Here is a 17823-nt window from a genome sequence, read left to right on the forward strand (position 1 = left end):
ACGGCAATGCACGGTCGGTGTCGTCCGCGTCAGGATGGTCCTGCCGGAGGGGTCGGTGTGCAGCCGATGCCGGGGTACGGAAAAGCAACCGGCATCTTTTCCCGGGCCGCGCAGTACGACACGGCGCTCGGCCCCCGTACCTCCGCCTGAGCGGGTACGCCCTCATCTCTTCGATCGACACGGGGTTCTGTCATGGATGCCATCACCATGGGCGTCGGCGTGTTCGTCGCCGTCGCCCTGCTCTTCGTCGTCGCCGTGCTCTTCGTCGTCAGCCGGCTGTTCCGCAAGGTGGAGCAGGGCAAGGCGCTGATCGTCTCGAAGACGCGCAAGGTCGACGTGACGTTCACCGGGCAGGTGGTGCTGCCCGTCCTGCACAAGGCCGAGATCATGGACATCTCGGTGAAGACCATCGAGATCTCCCGGACCGGTCGCGACGGACTGATCTGCCGCGACAACATCCGGGCCGACATCCGGATCTCGTTCTTCGTCCGGGTCAACAAGACCGCCGAGGACGTCGTCAAGGTCGCTCAGGCCATCGGCACCGCCCGCGCCAGCGACAAGGAGACGCTGCAGGAGCTGTTCAACGCGAAGTTCTCCGAGGCGCTCAAGACGGTCGGCAAGCAGCTCGACTTCACCGACCTGTACACCAAGCGCGAGGAGCTGCGCTTCCGCATCATCGAGATCATCGGTATCGACCTCAACGGCTACAGCCTGGAGGACGCGGCCATCGACTACCTGGAGCAGACCCCGCTCGCCCAGCTCGACCCCGGCAACATCCTCGACGCCCAGGGCATCTGCAAGATCACCGAACTGACCGCTGTCGAGAACGTCCGCACCAACGAGTTCCGACAGCACGAGCAGAAGGAGATCACCCGCCAGAACGTCGACGCCCGCGAGGCCATCCTGGAGCTGGAGCGCCGGCAGGCGGACGCCGAGATCAAGCAGCGGCGCGAGATCGAGACCGTACGGGCCCGGGAGGAGGCCGAGACGGCCCGGGTGGTGGAGGAGGAGCGGCTGCGGGCGCAGAGCGCCTTCCTCAAGACCGAGGAACAGCTCGGCGTCCAGCGCGAGAACCAGGCCCGCGAGGTCGCCGTCGCGCAGAAGAACCGTGAGCGGGTCATCGCCGTCGAGAACGAGCGCATCGAGAAGGACCGGCTCCTGGAGGTCATCGCCCGGGACCGCGAGACGGAGCTGACCCGGATCGCCGCCGACCGGGAGGTCGAGGCCGAGCGCCGCGACATCGCCGAGGTGATCCGCGAGCGCGTCGCGGTGGACCGCACCGTCGCCGAGCAGGAGGAGTCCATCAAGAAGCTGCGCACGGTCGAGGAGGCCGAGCGCAACCGGCAGGCGATCGTCATCGCCGCCGAGGCCGAGGCACAGGAGAAGCTGGTCAAGGACATCAAGGCCGCCGAGGCCGCCGAGCAGGCGGCCGTGCACCGGGCGGCGGAGGAACTCACCCTGGCCGAGGCCCGCAACAAGGCCGCGGACCTCGACGCCCGCGCCAGGATCCGCCTCGCCGAGGGCATCCAGGCGGAGGCCGCCGCAGAAGGCCTCGCCGCCGCGCGGGTACGCGAGCAGGAGGCCGCCGCCATCGAGAAGACGGGCCGCGCCGAGGCCGAGGCCACGGAGGCCAGGCTGCGTGCGGAGGCGGCGGGCGTGCGCGCCAAGGCGCTCGCCGAGGCGGAGGGCACCCGTGAGATGGCGCTCGCCGACGCGACCGCGATCGGCGAGAAGCTCAAGGCGGAGGCCGCCGGCCTCACCGAGAAGGCCGCCGCCATGGCCGCGCTCGACGAGGCCTCCCGTACCCACGAGGAGTACCGGCTGCGCCTGGAGGCGGAGAAGGACATCCGGCTCGCGGGCCTCGACGTGCAGCGGCAGGTCGCCGAGGCACAGGCGACGGTCCTGGCCACCGGCCTGGAGCACGCCGACATCAACATCGTCGGAGGGGAGTCCGTCTTCCTCGACCGGCTCGTGCAGTCCGTCTCGCTGGGCAGGTCGGTCGACGGCTTCCTGGACCACTCGCAGACCGCGCGGACCCTCGCCGGCCCGTGGTTGAACGGCGAAGGCTCCTTCACCGAGGACCTGACGAAGGTGCTGGGCTCGCTGTCCACCGCCGACGTGCAGAACCTCAGCGTGTCCGCGCTGCTCGCGAAGGTCATGAAGTCCGGCGTCCTGGACGGGACGGCGGCGGCCGAGCCGGTGGCCGCGGCCGACCCGGGCGCGTTGAACGGCGCCGCCAAGAACTGACCGCCACGGGGGTGCGGTCGGGGGCTGCCGAGCCGCCGAGGGGGGGCGGCTCGGCAACCCGAATCACTGTGCACGCAGGGGAGCTGGAACGGATGGAGACCGGTATGGCCGATCTGACCGGTATGGCCGGCACGGCCGCTTCGGGGAACACGCTGGACGCCGGCACGTACGAGGTGCTGCGCGACCGCCTCGGCGCCCAGGCGGCCGAACTGGCCCGCCGGACGGAGGCCCTCAACACCGCCCGGATCGCCGAATTCGGCTCCACCGGGCTCACCCTTATGGGCACCGCACGGATCCGCACCGACGACGAGCGTGTGCCGCGCGACATCGTGGCCGTCGGAGACCTGCTGCTGTTCGGCTGCGACGCCGCCGCCACGCGGCTCGACCGTCCGACGGCCGTCGGCGACGTGTTCACCCTCCACGACCGTGAGCTGAACAGGCTGCCCGACGACGCCGTGCCCGGCCTCCTGGACGATCCGGACTTCGTCCGGGAATTCACCGCCCTGCACCGCTACTACCAGGGGGCGCGGCTGCTCAGGCTGCGCCGCGGGGAGGGCCGGCTCCTCGCCGTCTTCCGGACCGGCGAGCAGGCCGACGACATCCGCGTGCTCCGCTGGTCTCTCACCCCGGCCGGCGGGGCCCGCTTCCTGGACTCCCAGGGCGAGCGCGACCATGTCCGTCCAGCGCCGCAGGACTTCGAGTGGACCGAGACGACCCGCGAGGACCACGTCCTGGGCCGTCACCCGCACATCTCCATCGGCGGCAGGGTGTTCGTCGCCACGGTCGGCGGGACACTGACCGTCAAGACCGAGAACGACACCGAGACCGCGGACGGCATCCACGCCGAGCCGGTCGACGAGCCCCTGCAGTCGCTCGCGGACGCCGAGGTCGCCCACACGACCGTCGGGCCGCTGATCCTGCTGCGCATCCGCCCGTACAAGGAGCCCACCCGGCGGCATCTGGTCTTCCACACCGTCACGCGGACCGTGGTCCGGCTCGACGCCATCGGTCAGTCCTGCCGACGGCTGCCCGAGGACCAGGGAATCGTCTTCCCCGGTGGATACTGCCTGGCCGACGGGACGGTGAAGACCTTCGACGGGGCCGCCGGCGAGCTGGAGTTCCGGCAGGCCGTACGTTCCCCGAACGGCGAGGACGTGCTGTACGCCTTCCACGCGCCGGCCGAGGGCCGCAGCCTGCTCCTGCCGTACAACACGATCCGCAAGGAGATCGCCAACCCCCTGTCCTGCCGGGGCTACGCGCTGTTCGACGACGGCGCCCTGACCGTGCTCCGCGCCGACACGGACGAGCCCACCCGGGTGCACCCGCTCCAGCTCTGGCAGAGCCCGTACGCCGCCGCCACCCACACCGCGCCCGCCACGGGCGGCCCGCTGGCCCGGATCGGCAACGCCGACCTGGTGCGCGGCGTCTCCGACTGTCTCTCCATCGCCCGCCAGGTCACCGAGACCTCACCCACCCTCGTCGGGTACGAGACGCTCCTGGCGGCCTGCGCAGGCGCCGCGGACCGGCACCACTGGCTGAGCGACGCCGCGGCCGGTGATCTGTTCACACCGCTGAACGAGCTCCGGGCCACCGCGGAGCAGGTGCTCGCCGAGTTCGAGACCGTACAGACCCTGACCCGGCGGGCCGCCGAGGCCGTCGAGGCGTCGGCCGCGGACATCGCCCGCCTGGTGCGCCGGATCCGCGGGGAGGCACCCGCCGAGGCGACGGAGTGGATCGGCCGGATCACCGAACTGCGGCAGGCACAAGGCCACCTGCTGACCCTGCGGGAGACCCGCTACGCCGACACCGGGCGGATCGACGCCCTGGCCGGCGACCTGGCGGGCGCCACCGAGACCACGGCACAACGGGCCGTGTCCTTCCTGTCCCGCGAGGACGCCTTCGCCGGCCACGCCGACGAGGTCGAACGGCTCGCGGAAGCGGCCGCGGCGATCGGCACCGTCGCCGAGGCCGGCCCCGTGGCCGAGCGCCTGGACGCACTGACCACCGGCCTGCGGACGCTGACCGAGGTCGTGGCCGGCCTCGACGTCGGCGACGCCACCGTGCGCACCGCGATCCTGGAGCGCATCGCCGAGGTCCTGGCCGGGACCAACCGTGCCCGAGCCGCCCTCACGGCCCGCCGGTCGGAACTCCTCGACCGGGAGGGCCGGGCCGAGTTCGCCGCCGAGCTCGCGCTGCTCGCCCAGGCGGTCACCGGAGCCCTGGCCGCCACCACCACACCGGCCGACTGCGACGACCGGCTCGCCCCGCTGCTCCTCCGACTGGAGAACCTGGAGTCCCGCTTCGCCGACCACGACGGCTTCCTCGCCGAGACGGACGCCAGGCGCACCGAGATCCACGAGGCGTTCTCGGCGCGCCGCCAGACCCTCCAGGACGAACGCGCCTGCCGCGCCCAGCGGCTCGCCGACTCCGCCACCCGCGTCCTGGAGACGATCGCCCGCCGCGCCGCCACCCTGGACACCGCCGACGCGGTCCACACCTACTTCGCCTCCGACCCCATGGTCGCCAAGGTCCGCCGCACGATCGACGAGCTGCGGCGACTCGGCGACTCCGTACGGGCCGAGGAACTGGACGGCCTGCTCGGCGCCGCCCGCCAGGAGGTCGGCCGCGCCCTGCGGGACCGCACCGACCTCTACTCCGACGGCGGGGACACCATCCGCCTGGGCCGGCACGCCTTCGCGGTCAACCGCCAGGCACCCGAGCTGACCCTCGTCCCGCACGGTGACACCCTCGCCCTCGCCCTCAGCGGCACCGACTACCGCCTGCCCGTCACCGACCCGGAGTTCGCCGCCACCCGCCCCTACTGGGGCCAGGCGCTGCCGTCCGAGTCGCCGGAGACCTACCGGTCCGAGTACCTCGCGGCCCGGCTCCTCGCCGCCCACGGGCCCGCCCCGCTCGCCGGTCCCGAGCTGCCCGCGCTCGTACGGCGGGAGGCGGAGGACGCGTACGAGGAGGGGTACGAGCGGGGCGTGCACGACCACGACGCGACGCTCATCCTGACCGCACTGCTCGACCTGTACGAAGGCGCCGGACTGCTCCGTCATCCCGCCGCCGCCCGGGCCGAGGCGCAGATCTTCTGGGCCCACGGCACCACCGACGAGACGCGCGCCGCGTGGACGCGCCGCGCCGTGTCCCTGGTCCGGGCCCGGGACACCTTCGGGCTCGCCCCCGCGATCGGCGAGGCCACGGCGGAACTCGCCGCGGAGGTGGGGGACGCCGCGGCCGCCGCCTATCTCTTCGAGGAACTGGCCGCCGCGCCCGCCGGGTTCGCCCTGTCCGAAGCCGCCCGCACGTTCCTGGACAAGTTCCGCCGTACGGTCGGGGACACGGCGTACGACGACGACCTGGCCGCCCTGCCCGCCCTTGTCGGACTGCCCGCACGGCGGCAGCTCGTGGAGGGCTGGCTCACGGCCTACGCGGCGTCCTGCGGAGAGGAGATCGACGAAGGCACCCTCGCCGAAGCCGTGGCCGTGGAACTCTGCCCCGGCCTTGAGCGGTACGACACGGCCGCCACGACGACCGCACGGGTCACCGGCCTGCTCGGCACCCACCCCAGGATCACCGGGCGCACGCTCACCCTCCGCCTGGACGAGTTCCTGGCGCGCACGGCGGACTTCGCCGACCACCGGGTGCCCGGCTTCCGCGCCTACCAGCGGCAGCGGACCGCACTCCTCCGGACGGAGCGGGACCGCCTGCGCCTGGACGAGTACCGGCCCCGCGTCATGTCGTCGTTCGTCCGTAACCGGCTCGTCGACGAGGTCTACCTGCCGCTGATCGGCGACAACCTCGCCCGGCAGATCGGCGCCGCCGGCAGCGCGAAGCGCACCGACTCCCACGGCCTGCTGCTGCTCCTCTCCCCGCCCGGATACGGCAAGACCACCCTCGTCGAGTACGTCGCCGACCGGCTCGGCCTGCTCCTCGTCAAGGCCGACGGTCCGGCCCTCGGCCGGACCACCACCTCCCTCGACCCCGCCGAGGCGCCCAACGCCGCCGCCCGGCGCGAACTGGAGAAGATCGCCTTCGCCCTGGCGGCCGGCAACAACGTGCTGCTGTACCTCGACGACATCCAGCACTGCTCGGCCGAGTTCCTGCAGAGGTTCATCCCGCTCTGCGACGCCACCCGCAGCCTGAACGGCCATGACCTGCGCGGCAAGCGCTTCGCCGTCTGCATGGCAGGCAACCCCTACACCGAGTCCGGCGGGCGCTTCAGGGTGCCGGACATGCTGGCCAACCGCGCCGACGTCTGGAACCTGGGCGACGTCCTCACCGGCAAGGAGGACGCGTTCGCCCTCAGCTTCGTCGAGAACGCCCTCACCGCGAACCCGGTGCTCGCCCCGCTGGCCGGCCGCGACCGGGCGGACCTGGAACTCCTCGTCCGGCTCGCCGGCGCCGATCCGACGGCGCACCGCGACCGGCTCACCCACCCCTACGCCCCCGCCGAGCTCGACCGGATCCTCGCCGTGCTGCGGCACCTGCTGACCGCCCGTGAGACCGTCCTCGCGGTCAACGCCGCGTACATCGCCTCCGCCGCCCAGTCCGACGACGCCCGCACCGAGCCGCCGTTCCGCCTCCAGGGCTCGTACCGCAACATGAACAAGATCGTGGCCCGTATCTCGCCCGCCATGAACAGCGCCGAGCTCGCCGCCGTGATCGACGACCACTACACGGCCGAGGCCCAGACCCTCACCGGCGAGGCCGAGGCCAACCTCCTCGAACTCGCCGCCCTGCGCGGCACCCTCACCCCCGAGCAGGCCACCCGCTGGACCGGGATCACCGCCGCCCACGCGCGAACCCAGGCCCTCGGCGGTGCCGCCGACGACCCCCTGGCCCGCGCCGTCGCCGCCCTCGGGCTGCTCGCCGACCGCATCACGGCCGTCGAGACCGCCATCACGCGCGCCGCGGACCCCCGCCATCTCCTCGCCCGCGGCGGCGGACGGCACGCCTCCCCGCCCGCCGACGCCTGATCCGGAGGCTCGTAGCTCCCGTACGACACACCGCCGTACGACCGGCCGCCGTCAAGGACTCGCCAGAAAGCCGTATGGAACCTATAAAGTTGCCGACGGTGTGCCGGGAAGTCTGGTCGGCGAGTTCTTTCGTGTTCCCGTTTTCGGACGACCCCTGGTCAGGAGCCGCCGCATGCCCGCCCGTGATCTCGCCGAGCCGTATCCGCACGTCACGACCGACGACCGTGCCGTGGACGCGGTCCGACTCCTTGCCGAGCACGATCTGCCCGCGCTTCTGGTGCTCGACGCCGACGGGACTCCGTACGCCGTCGTGCCCGGCTCCCAGGTCGTGCGCCAGCTCGTGCCCGAGTACGTGATGGAGGACCCGCTCCTCGCCCCGGTCATCGACGAACGGCACGCCGAGGCGATCGTCGACGACCTGACGGGCAAGACGGTGTCCCAGTGGCTGCCCGCCCGCTCCTTCAAGCCGCCGTACGTCGGCCCGGACGCGGGGTCGATGCAGATCGCGGCGGCCATGGCCCGCACCCACGTACCCCTGGTGGCGGTGGTCGAGCGCGACGGTCCCACGAGCCGTCTGCTCGGCGTCGTCTCCGCGGCGGGGCTCATGCGACACCTGCTCGCCAAGGGCGGCCAGGCGTGAACGACTGGCAGAGCTGGGCGTCGGTCGCCGTCTTCGCGGGCGTCTACGTCCTGATCGTCACCGAGTGGGTCCACCGGGTGGCCGCGGCCCTGGGCGGCGCCGGACTGATGCTGGCCATCGGCGCCACCGACGACGCCTCCGCCTTCCACTCGCAGGAGACCGGCATCGACTGGAACGTCATCTTCCTGCTCATGGGCATGATGATGATCGTCGGTGTGCTGAAACGGACCGGGCTCTTCGAATACCTGGCGATCTGGTCGGTGAAGAAGGCCAGGGCGAAGCCGTTCCGGGTGATGACGATGCTGGTCGTCATCACCGCCGTCGCGTCCGCGCTGCTCGACAACGTCACGACCGTCCTGCTGGTGGCCCCCGTCACGCTGCTGGTGTGCGACCGGCTGAAACTGCCGGCCCTGCCGTTCCTGCTCGCCGAGGTCTTCGCGTCCAACGTGGGCGGCACCGCCACCCTCGTCGGCGACCCGCCCAACATCATCATCGCCAGCCGGGCCGGCCTCACCTTCAACGACTTCCTCGTGCACCTCGCACCGCTGTGCGCGGTCCTGATATGCGTCCTCGTCCTGCTGTGCCGGGTGATGTTCGCGAAGTACTTCGTCTACGACGAGAAGCGCGCCGCCGAGGTCATGGAGCTGCGCGAGCGCGAGGCCATCACCGACCCCCGGCTGCTCGCCCTGGGCCTGGGCGTCCTCGCCCTCGTCGTCGCCGGATTCGTCCTGCACCCCGTGCTGCACTACGAGCCCAGTGTGGTCGCCCTGCTCGGCGCCGGCCTGCTGGTGGCCGTGTCCAAGGTCGAGACGGGCGAGGTCCTCGGCGAGGTCGAGTGGCCCACGCTGGCCTTCTTCGCCGGCCTGTTCGTCATGGTGGGGGCACTGATCGAGACCGGCGTCATCGGCGAGCTGGCCGGCTGGCTCGCGGACGCGATCGGCGGCGCCGAACTCGGCGGATCGATGCTGCTGCTCGGCGGCTCGGCCGTGCTCTCCGGGATCGTCGACAACATCCCCTACGTCGCCACGATGGCACCGATCACCAGCGAACTCGTCACCGACATGGGCGGCGACCCCGACCACGTGATGTGGTGGGCCCTCGCGCTGGGCGCCGACCTCGGCGGCAACGCCACCGCCATCGGCGCCTCCGCCAACGTCGTCGTCCTCGGCATCGCCGAACGCAACCGCCGGCCCATCTCCTTCTGGCAGTTCACCAAATACGGCCTCGTCGTCACCGCCGCCACGGTCGCCGTGTCCGCGCTCTACCTGTGGCTGCGCTACTTCGCCCTGGCCTGAGACGGTCCGGCGCGACGCCCGCCGACATCTCACGGCGCGGACGCGTCCGCCCGTCCGTGATCGGCGGCGTACGCCGCGAAGACCTGCTCAGTGGGCATCTGCGTGCGCAGGAAACGCGCGTCGAGGACGGCGGCGAGATCGTCCAGCGCCGTACGCAGTACCGACGCGGACAGCCGCACGTCCGGGTGACGCGCGTTCTCCGCCTGCCGGGCCAGGGTGGCCGCGTATGCGAGCTGCCGGGGCAGTGAGGTGTTCTCGTCGCCGTCGTAGAAGTAGTACGACTCCGCGTACTGCATGAAGTCGACCGACGTCACCGACAGCGCCGTCGCGATGCCGTCCAGAAGGGCCGCGCCCCCGTCCGAGTCGAGCGCCTCTGCGGTGGCCCGGCTCCGCCGTACGTGCGACAGGCGCAGCGCCAGGGCACGGCGGCGGGCCAGGGCCGGGTAGACGCCGAGGATCCATGCCACGGTCGCCGACAGCAGGACGAAGCCCACCAGAGCCTCCAGGGGGGCGAACACACGCAGCCATCCGGATGCCGGCGCGATGTCCCCCAGTCCCAGCGTGGCCAGGGTGACCAGTGAGACGTACAGCGCGTCGACGGGGCCGGCGTGCTCAGCGGGGACGAGAGCCTCCGCGTAGGAGAACCGCTCGGGCATGTGGGGCCAGTAGACCAGCCCCCAGCCGACCGCGACGGTCAGCGTCCACAGCGCGACGACCATGACCATGCCCAGCGGGCCCGCCAGTCCGGCGGGCCGCCGCCGGACTCCCCACGCGGCCGACAGCCGCCACAAGGCCATCATCACCAGTCGGCTCAGCCCGCCGTGCCTGGTCGGATGCCACAGCGTGTGGAACACGTCCCGGAGGATGACCAGCACCAGCAGCGCGCCCGCGACCATCGAAACCCAAGCCATGCCCGCCACCCTTCCCTATTTTGTGCAGCCTCCTCGTAACGACGCCGATCACCGGCGAGCCGACTGCGGACGGTGCCGTCCGGCAGATAGCGCTCCAGGCCGAGTCGATGGATCACGGCCTGCGCCTGCGGGTTTCGCGTGGGTGATGTCGAACGGGAGCCCTCGCCGCCCTGGTTGCCGGATCCCGGCAATTCCGGCCGCGCCCGGGTGCCCGTCAAGGCCCTGTCAATGCCGCGTAAGAAATGTGTAAGGTCCGTTGCGGAGTGCCGGGAAGTCTGGTCGGCGAACAGAAGTCTGGTCGGCGAACAAGGGACACATGTCTTCGCTGCCGATCGGGGGACTTCCTTCATGGTGCTCGTCGCTGTCTTCGGGGCCGCGCTGCTTGTCGCGGTGCTGCTGTCCGGGCTCGCCGCCCGGACCGTTCTGTCCACCTCGCTGCTCTTCCTCCTCGGTGGAGCGCTGGTCAGCGACGGATTCCTCGGGCTGATCCACATCTCGCCGGAGAGCGAGATCGTGTCGGTGACCGCCGATCTCGCGCTGTTCGCCGTGCTGTTCACCGACGGCATGCACGTCTCCTTCGCCAAGCTGCGGGCGAACTGGCGCAATCCGGCACGGGCGCTCGGTCTGGGCATGCCGCTCGCATGCGTGGGCATGGCGCTGATCACCCACTACCTGGTCGGACTCGACTGGACGACCTCCTTCCTGGTCGGCGCCGTACTGGCGCCGACGGACCCGGTGTTCGCCTCCGCGATCGTCGGACGCAAGGAGGTCCCGGCCCGGCTGCGCGAGCTGCTGAACGTCGAGAGCGGGATCAACGACGGGCTCGCTCTGCCGGTCGTCCTGGTCCTCATCGCCGCCGCCGGCCCGACCGCGGGCCACGCCGAGGCGTCGTTCGGGACGATCGGTCTGGAGCTGGGCCTGGGGCTGGCCTTCGGCGTGCTGCTCCCGCTGCTGGTCAACGGGCTCGTACGGCTTCCGCTGCTCGGCGCCGAGCCGAAGCTCCAGCCCCTGCTGCCGCTGGCCACCGGGATCATCCTGTACGGCGCGTGCCACCTGACCCACGCCAACCCGTACCTGGCCGCGTTCTCCGCGGGCGCGGTCCTCGCCGCCGTCTCGCCGGAGTCGCAGAAGGCCTTCGAGCCGCTGGGGGAGTCCCTGGCGGAGTTGGCCAAGTTCGCCGCCCTGCTCGTCTTCGGCGCGCTGCTGACACCGCACCTGTTCGGCGACCTGTCTGTGGGCGGGTACGTCGCGGTGGTCCTGGCGATCGTGCTCATCCGGCCCGCGTCGCTGCTGCTGTCGCTGTGGGGGACGCGGATCGACCGCAGGGAGAAGCTGGTCGCGGCCTGGTTCGGGCCCAAGGGCTTCGCCTCGGTCGTCTACGGCCTGCTGGTCCTCCAGGCGGGCATCCCGCAGGGCCCGGAGGCGTACACCCTGATCGCGGTCTGCATCGCCTTCTCGATCATCGCCCACAGCAGCACCGACGTCCCCATCGCCCGCCTCTTCCGCGTCGACGACCTCGTCGACACCGGCGAGGCACCCGAAGCGCGCCCCGAGGACGGAGCGACGACCGCGGAGGCCCCGGCCCGTGCGCGCGCGTGACCTGGCCTGGCCCTGCACCTGCGTGCGCCTGGACGCCACCCTCCGGGAGGCCGCGGAAGTCCTGGTTCACGAGCGGGCCCCGGCGCTCGTCGTGGTGAGCGAGGACGGGCACCCCCTCGCCACCGTCCCGGCGACGCGGATCCTGGCCGCCGCCCTGCCCGAGGCCGTACGCGAGGACCCCCTCCTCGCCGCGGTGGTGGACGACTCCCTCGACGACACGGTCCGGGCCCGGACCGAGATCCTTCGGCTCGCCGACGTGCTGCCGAAGCGCCCGGACGCACTCACCGTCGTGAGTCCGGATGCCTCGCCCCTCCACATGGCCACGCTCATGGAGCGCACCGACAGCAGCGTCGTCCTGGTCGTCGAGTACGACGACGGCCGGCCGCATGTCCTCGGCACCGTCGACGCGGCCGCCCTGCTCCAGCACTACCTCTGACCGGCCCGAGCAAGGCCGTCACCTCGAAGGACCCTGTGGCGCGACGGCGAGGTCCCGTCCTGCTGGGCGGCCGCGGAGCCGTCTCGCTTCGCATGGTGATGCGTGGAGCAGGTGGGGCGTCCGGGTGAGGCCCGGGATTTAATCGGTGGTGCCGTGTCCTTGGGTGGGGCTATGGTTCTGCTCGTTCCGAGGCGCGGCTGTGTCGTTGCCGAGGGCACGGTGTCGGTTCGTCGAGAAGAAGCAGGAGGTGAGGACATTGATGACTGTCACGGTGACGGGCGCTGCCCGCATTCAGGAGTTCATCGTTCCCACCCCCGTGGTCTCCGGCTGACACCCACTCCGCTTCCGCGCGCTCGAAGCGCGCCGCCGGGGCCACCCTTCGAAGGGTTTCCCCTTGTTCAACGCTTCGCTCAACACGTCTTCCACTTCTGATGCTCAGCACGCCCTCGCCGTCTACGGCTGGGACGAGGGGTGGGAGGCCGAGTTCGCCCCGTACGCGGCGCAGGGTCTGCTGCCCGGACGGGTCCTCCGGGTCGACCGGGGCCAGTGCGACGTCGTCACGCCTGAGGGCGTCGTGCGCGCCGACACCACGTTCGTCGTGCCGCACGACCCGCTGCGGGTGATCTGCACCGGCGACTGGGCCGCCGTCGACCCGGACGGTGTCGGCGACCCCCGCTACGTACGGGCGTACCTGCCGCGCCGCACCACCTTCGCCCGTTCCACCTCCTCCAAGAGGTCCGAGGGCCAGGTCCTCGCCGCCAACGTGGACCACGCGATCATCACCGTGTCGCTGGCCGTCGAACTCGACCTCGGGCGGATCGAGCGCTTCCTGGCACTCGCCTGGGAGTCGGGAGCGCAGCCGCTCGTCGTCCTCAGCAAGGCCGACCTGGTGCCGGACCCGGTGGGGCTGTCGTACCTGGTCGAGGACGTCGAGACGGTCGCCCCCGGTGTGCAGGTGCTGCCGGTCAGCTCCCTGACCGGGGACGGTCTCGATGTACTGCGCGCGGTCACGGCGGGCGGTACGAGCGTGCTGCTCGGCGTCTCCGGCGCCGGCAAGTCGACCCTCGCCAACACCCTGCTCGGCACGGACGTCATGGAGGTCCAGGCCGCCCGCGACGTGGACGGCAAGGGGCGCCACACCACGACCACCCGCAACCTGCTGGTGCTCCCCGGTGGCGGCGTCCTGATCGACACGCCCGGCCTCCGCGGGGTCGGCCTCTGGGACGCCGAGGCCGGCGTCGGCCAGGTCTTCGCCGAGATCGAGGACCTCGCCACGCGGTGCCGCTTCCACGACTGCGCCCACGAGTCCGAACCGGGCTGCGCCGTCACCGCCGCCATCGCCGACGGCACCCTCCCGGAACGCCGCCTCGACAGCTACCGCAAGCTCATCCGCGAGAACCAGCGCCTGGTCGCCAAGACCGACGCCCGCCTCCGCGCCGAAATCCTGAAGGACTGGAAGCGCAAGGGCGCGGAGGGCCGCGCGGCGATGGACGCGAAGCGGGGCCGCCTGCGGTGACGGGCCCGGGGCACGGGCAAGGGCGGCCCGGGGCCTGCCAAGCCGGGGCCGGGACGGCCCCGGCTTCACCGGGCCACCTCACCGGCACGGCGGGCCTGTGCGCCTGAGGCTGGTCAGCTCCGGCCCACGGCCGCCCGGGCCGCAACCGCAGGGTGTACGCCCCGGGGCATCAGCCCCGACTCCGTGTCCGAAATCCGCCAGTCGCAGCCCTCCCGGTCCCGCACACTGGACGACATGACGGACACGGAGACCGGCCCCACGGCACCCGCCGGCACCCACCTCGGGCCCCTCGACGAGGAGACCCGGTACCAGGCGGTCAGCAGTCGGGACGCACGGTTCGACGGGGTGTTCTTCTTCGCGGTGGCCACGACCGGGATCTACTGCCGGCCCAGTTGTCCGGCCGTCACGCCCAAGCGGCGGAACGTGAGCTTCTTCCCGACCGCCGCGGCGGCGCAGGGGCACGGGTTCAGAGCCTGCCGGCGGTGCCGGCCGGATGCGGTGCCGGGGTCGGCCGAGTGGAACGTGCGGGCGGATGTCGTGGGGCGCGCTGTGCGGATGATCGGGGACGGGGTGGTGGACCGGGAGGGGGTGCCGGGGCTGGCGGGGCGGCTCGGGTACAGCGCGCGGCAGGTGCAGCGGCAGCTGACCGCGGAGCTCGGGGCCGGGCCGGTCGCGCTGGCGCGGGCGCAGCGGGCGCACACCGCGCGGCTGCTGCTGCAGACCACCGGGCTGCCGGTCACCGAGATCGCGTTCGCGTCCGGGTTCGCGAGCGTGCGGCAGTTCAACGAGACCATCCGCGCCGTCTACGCCCGCACCCCCACCGAACTGCGCGCCGAGTCCGGCACCGGGACCGGCGCGGGGACGCGCACCGCGCTGGCCGCCGGGGTGCCGCTGCGGCTCGCGCACCGGGGTCCGTACGCGACGGGGGAGGTCTTCGACCTGCTCGCCGCGGAGGCGCTGCCGGGCGTCGAGGAGGTGGTCGGCGCGCCCGGCGCCCGCACCTACCGGCGCACCCTGCGCCTGCCGTACGGCACCGGGATCGTCTCCGTCGACGAGCGCGCCCCGGGCCGCGGCGGCCGGGGCGGGAGCGGCGGCTGGCTGGAGGCCCGGATCCACCTCACCGAGCTCCGCGACCTCACCACCGCCGTACAGCGGCTGCGCCGCCTCCTCGACCTGGACGCCGACCCGTACGCCGTCGCCGAACGCCTCGGCGCGGACCCCCGCCTCGCCGCCGAGGTCGCCGCCCGCCCGGGCGTACGGTCCCCGGGCGCCGCCGAACCGGAGGAGTTCGCGCTGCGGACGCTCGTCGGCCCCGACGAGGCCGCGCGGCTCGTGGAGTCGTACGGCACACCCCTGGAGACGCCCTGCGGCGCGCTCACCCACGTCTTCCCCGAGCCCGCCGCGCTCACCGGCCACCCGGTCGCCGGCCCGCTGGCCGCCGCCCTCGCCGACGGCACGGTCCGTCTCGACCCGGGCGCCGACCGCGACGCCTCCGCCGAGGCCCTGGCCGCCGTCCCGGGGGTCGGCCCCGAGGCCGTCGCCGTCATCCGCACCCGCGCCCTCGGCGACCCTGACGTCCCGGCCCCGGGCCTTCGGGACCACCCGGAATGGCGCCCCTGGCGCTCGTACGCCGCCCGCTATCTGAGCGACGCCCAGGGCCTGTCCGACCCTGATCCGGAAGAAACGGCCTAGGCCGTGTCCGCCCCCTGGAACTCCTCAAGCCCCCAGCTGTGGATCCGGCGCGGATGGATCCGGATCACCTCCTCGCTGAAGTACGGGCCCAGCGCGTGCGGGCCCACGAGGAGTTCCGCCTCGCCGCGGATCTCCACGCCCCGCACCCGCCAGGGGCGGACGCTCGCCAGGTCGTCGACGACCAGGGCGAGCCGCGGGTTGGTGCGGAGGTTGCGCCACTTCTTCGTGCGGCCCATCGCGCCGCCGCCGATCAGGACCGTGCCGTCGTCCTGCGGGAAGAAGCCCACCGGGTTGGCCTGCGGCTGGCCGGCCGGGTCGACCGTGGCCAGCCGGCCGAGGCGCTGCGTCGCGAGATAGGCCTGCTCGGCCTCGGTGAAACCGTCGAAGTCCCTCATGCCGCCGGCCATCGCACCCGACCTCCTTGACGTCAGCCCCAGATCACCGCCCCCGCCCAGGCTCCCACGATCAGCAGACAAGAGAACAGCTCCACCAGCACGCTCGTGCCGGCCGCACGCATCACCGTGCGGGTGGCCGCGCGGGCCTGGCCGTGCCCGCCGAGGCGCAGGCGCTCGGACAGATAGACGCCGCCGATGAAGCCGGGGATCGCGCCGAGCACCGGGAGGAGGAGGAAGCCCAGGAACGCGCCGGTCCCCGCGTACGCCACCATCCGCCGCGTGATGCCGACGCCCCGGAAACGCCGGGGCGGCAGCTGCCAGACCACCACCTGGGTGAGCAGCAGCAGGCCGGTCGAGGAGACCAGCAGGATCCAGGCGAGGCCGGTCTGCTCGTGCAGCGCCCACCACAGCATCGCCGCCCACACCAGCCACGTCCCCGGCACGCCGGGCGTCAGGACCCCGAACAGGCCGAGCAGCATCACCATCGCGATCAGCAGGAGCTGCCACACACCCATTCGCCCAGGGTGCCGGAGGCCCGGCGTTCCCGCAGGTCAAGCGATACGCACGGAGGACGCGATCGTCAGCCGGTCGTCGGGCCGGTCACAGGACCCGTCACAGGAATCGCCGCGGCGACGAGATGCCGCTCCTTGCGGCTGATCAGCGGGAAGACGATCTTCAGCCGGGTCTCGCTGTACGGGGAGGACAGCACGAACGACGAGTTCAGGATCCGCTCCCTGATCTCCGAGCGGAACAGGCCCTCCCGCTGGATCGTCATCGTGTGCTCCACCGGCTTCGCGAACGTCGGGTCCGCCCGGAAGATGAAGAGCCGGCGGTCGGTCATCGCCAGGTAGTGCGGCACCGGGGTCGGGACCACGGTCATCGCGCCGCCGCTCGCGATCGCCGAGGCGATGCCGAAGGCCGCCGTCCGCCCCACGGACACGGTGCTCAGGCCCACGATCGACGTCACCTCCACCTGCTCCCCGGGCTCCAGCATCGGGGTGACGGTGGCCAGCAGGGCGCGACGGCGCCTTCCGTTCATGCGCGGTACTCCAGAGGGGTGACGAGACCGGCCGGTGCTCACCGACCGGGCGCTCACCCTGCCATACGGCCCCGGCTCACCCGCGGGCCACCCACCCCTTCTCGTACGCGTGCCAGCCGAGCTGCAGCCGGGTGGTCACCCCGGCCAGCTCCATCAGGCCCTTCACCCGCCGCTGCACGGTCCGCAGCCCCAGGTCCAGCTGCTTGGCGACGCTCGCGTCGGTCATCCCCGCGAGCAGCAGGCTGAGGATCTCCAGGTCGGTCGGGTCCGGGCCCGGCACCTCGTCCTCGGTGATCTGCGCGCCCGCGCCGAGGCGCAGCGGCAGGGCGTCCCGCCACACCGACTCGAACAGACCCATCAGCGATTCGAGCAGGCCGCTCGCGTGCACCACGAGCGCGGCCGGCTCGGCGCCCCGGCCGGTGAGCGGGACCATCGCGAGCTGGCGGTCGGCCACCACCAGCTTGGTCGGCACCCGGTCCACCACCCGGATCTGCTCGTGGCGGCCGAGCGCCGCCGACAGCTCCACCAGGCCGTTCGGCAGGGTCATGACCTCGCGCTCGATGACCACCCGGTAGCGCACCCCGCGCTCGACGGCCAGCGCCTCGGCGTCGTTCTCCATCCCGGACACGGCGATCGGCTTCCCGGTGACCAGCGCGCACACCTCGTCGGTGGCGCCGAGCTGGAGCTGCAGGAAGCGGTGGGTGACCGCCCCCGCGCCGGTCACCACCTCGACCAGGTCGTGCACGGCCGGCTCGGTGGCCTCCGCCCGGTACTCCTGGGCGAGCAGTGCCGCCGCCAGCTCGGCCTGGTCCAGCTCGTGGCGCTGCTGGGTGAGCAGCGCGCCGAGGGCCACTCCGGGCGGGGCCGCGACCCACCGGCCGATCCGGGCCGAGGACTGCGCGGCGAGGCCCTGTGCCTCCAGGCGGCGCAGCGCCCGCTCGGTGTCGGGCTCCGGAAGCGCGAGCCGGTGGGCCAGGTCGGAGACCTCGGCCGCGCCCATCGAGACCAGGGCACGGTAGGCGGACTCCTGCCGTTCGTCGAGACCTATCGCTGCCAGCATCGCTGTCCCAC

13 protein-coding genes are annotated in these 17823 nt (G+C 72.6%); 8 read left to right on the plus strand and 5 right to left on the minus strand.

Going from position 1 to position 17823, the window contains the following annotated elements; genetic code table 11:
• The first annotated feature begins 192 nt into the window (after positions 1-192).
• From AB0M18_RS30490 to AB0M18_RS30505, 4 genes are all read left to right on the plus strand, one after another.
• Positions 193-2247, plus strand: a complete 2055-nt coding sequence (locus tag AB0M18_RS30490) for a flotillin family protein (protein ID WP_365763679.1) — start codon at positions 193-195, stop codon at positions 2245-2247.
• Between the two features lie 104 nt (positions 2248-2351).
• On the plus strand, positions 2352-7229 hold the full coding sequence (locus AB0M18_RS30495; RefSeq protein ID WP_365763681.1) for a DNA repair ATPase: 4878 nt from the start codon (positions 2352-2354) through the stop codon (positions 7227-7229).
• A 172-nt stretch (positions 7230-7401) separates the two neighbouring features.
• Positions 7402-7869: a CBS domain-containing protein gene (locus AB0M18_RS30500; RefSeq protein WP_365763683.1), complete on the plus strand. Its 468-nt coding sequence runs from the start codon at positions 7402-7404 to the stop codon at positions 7867-7869.
• Entirely contained in the window at positions 7866-9164 is a 1299-nt protein-coding gene (locus AB0M18_RS30505) for an ArsB/NhaD family transporter (RefSeq protein WP_365763685.1), read from the plus strand. The genes AB0M18_RS30500 and AB0M18_RS30505 overlap by 4 nt, the downstream gene beginning before the upstream one ends.
• Before the next feature lie 29 nt (positions 9165-9193).
• Here the strand turns inward: AB0M18_RS30505 and AB0M18_RS30510 are convergent, their stop codons facing one another.
• The gene (locus AB0M18_RS30510; protein ID WP_365763687.1) at positions 9194-10075 is read right to left on the minus strand and encodes a potassium channel family protein; all 882 of its coding nucleotides are present in this window, start codon (positions 10073-10075) and stop codon (positions 9194-9196) included.
• Positions 10076-10423: 348 nt separating this feature from the next.
• Here AB0M18_RS30510 and AB0M18_RS30515 point away from each other — a divergent pair, with 348 nt between their 5' ends.
• The 4 genes from AB0M18_RS30515 to AB0M18_RS30530 all read left to right on the plus strand — a co-directional run bounded on the left by AB0M18_RS30515 (position 10424) and on the right by AB0M18_RS30530 (position 15318).
• Positions 10424-11674, plus strand: a complete 1251-nt coding sequence (locus AB0M18_RS30515; protein WP_365763689.1) for a cation:proton antiporter — start codon at positions 10424-10426, stop codon at positions 11672-11674.
• Positions 11661-12110 carry a CBS domain-containing protein gene (locus tag AB0M18_RS30520; RefSeq protein ID WP_365763691.1) on the plus strand — a complete coding sequence of 150 codons (450 nt, stop codon included), beginning with the start codon at positions 11661-11663 and terminating at the stop codon, positions 12108-12110. The genes AB0M18_RS30515 and AB0M18_RS30520 overlap by 14 nt, the downstream gene beginning before the upstream one ends.
• A gap of 394 nt (positions 12111-12504) precedes the next feature.
• Positions 12505-13626, plus strand: a complete 1122-nt coding sequence (gene rsgA / locus AB0M18_RS30525; RefSeq protein ID WP_365763693.1) for a ribosome small subunit-dependent GTPase A — start codon at positions 12505-12507, stop codon at positions 13624-13626.
• 234 nt (positions 13627-13860) lie between these two features.
• Positions 13861-15318 (plus strand): AlkA N-terminal domain-containing protein, encoded by a 1458-nt coding sequence (locus AB0M18_RS30530; protein WP_365763695.1) that lies wholly within the window; start codon positions 13861-13863, stop codon positions 15316-15318.
• Here the strand turns inward: AB0M18_RS30530 and AB0M18_RS30535 are convergent.
• From AB0M18_RS30535 to AB0M18_RS30550, 4 genes are all read right to left on the minus strand, one after another.
• Positions 15315-15713 carry a PPOX class F420-dependent oxidoreductase gene (locus AB0M18_RS30535; protein WP_365763749.1) on the minus strand — a complete coding sequence of 133 codons (399 nt, stop codon included), beginning with the start codon at positions 15711-15713 and terminating at the stop codon, positions 15315-15317. The genes AB0M18_RS30530 and AB0M18_RS30535 overlap by 4 nt on opposite strands.
• 32 nt (positions 15714-15745) lie before the next feature.
• The gene (locus tag AB0M18_RS30540) at positions 15746-16228 is read right to left on the minus strand and encodes a DUF456 domain-containing protein (RefSeq protein WP_365763697.1); all 483 of its coding nucleotides are present in this window, start codon (positions 16226-16228) and stop codon (positions 15746-15748) included.
• A 65-nt stretch (positions 16229-16293) separates the two neighbouring features.
• Positions 16294-16752 (minus strand): hypothetical protein, encoded by a 459-nt coding sequence (locus AB0M18_RS30545; RefSeq protein WP_365763699.1) that lies wholly within the window; start codon positions 16750-16752, stop codon positions 16294-16296.
• A gap of 76 nt (positions 16753-16828) precedes the next feature.
• Positions 16829-17812, minus strand: a complete 984-nt coding sequence (locus AB0M18_RS30550) for a helix-turn-helix domain-containing protein (RefSeq protein ID WP_365763701.1) — start codon at positions 17810-17812, stop codon at positions 16829-16831.
• Positions 17813-17823: the final 11 nt, after the last annotated feature.

It is taken from the genome of Streptomyces sp. NPDC051909 (assembly GCF_040681095.1).
Classification (GTDB): Bacteria; Actinomycetota; Actinomycetes; order Streptomycetales; family Streptomycetaceae; genus Streptomyces.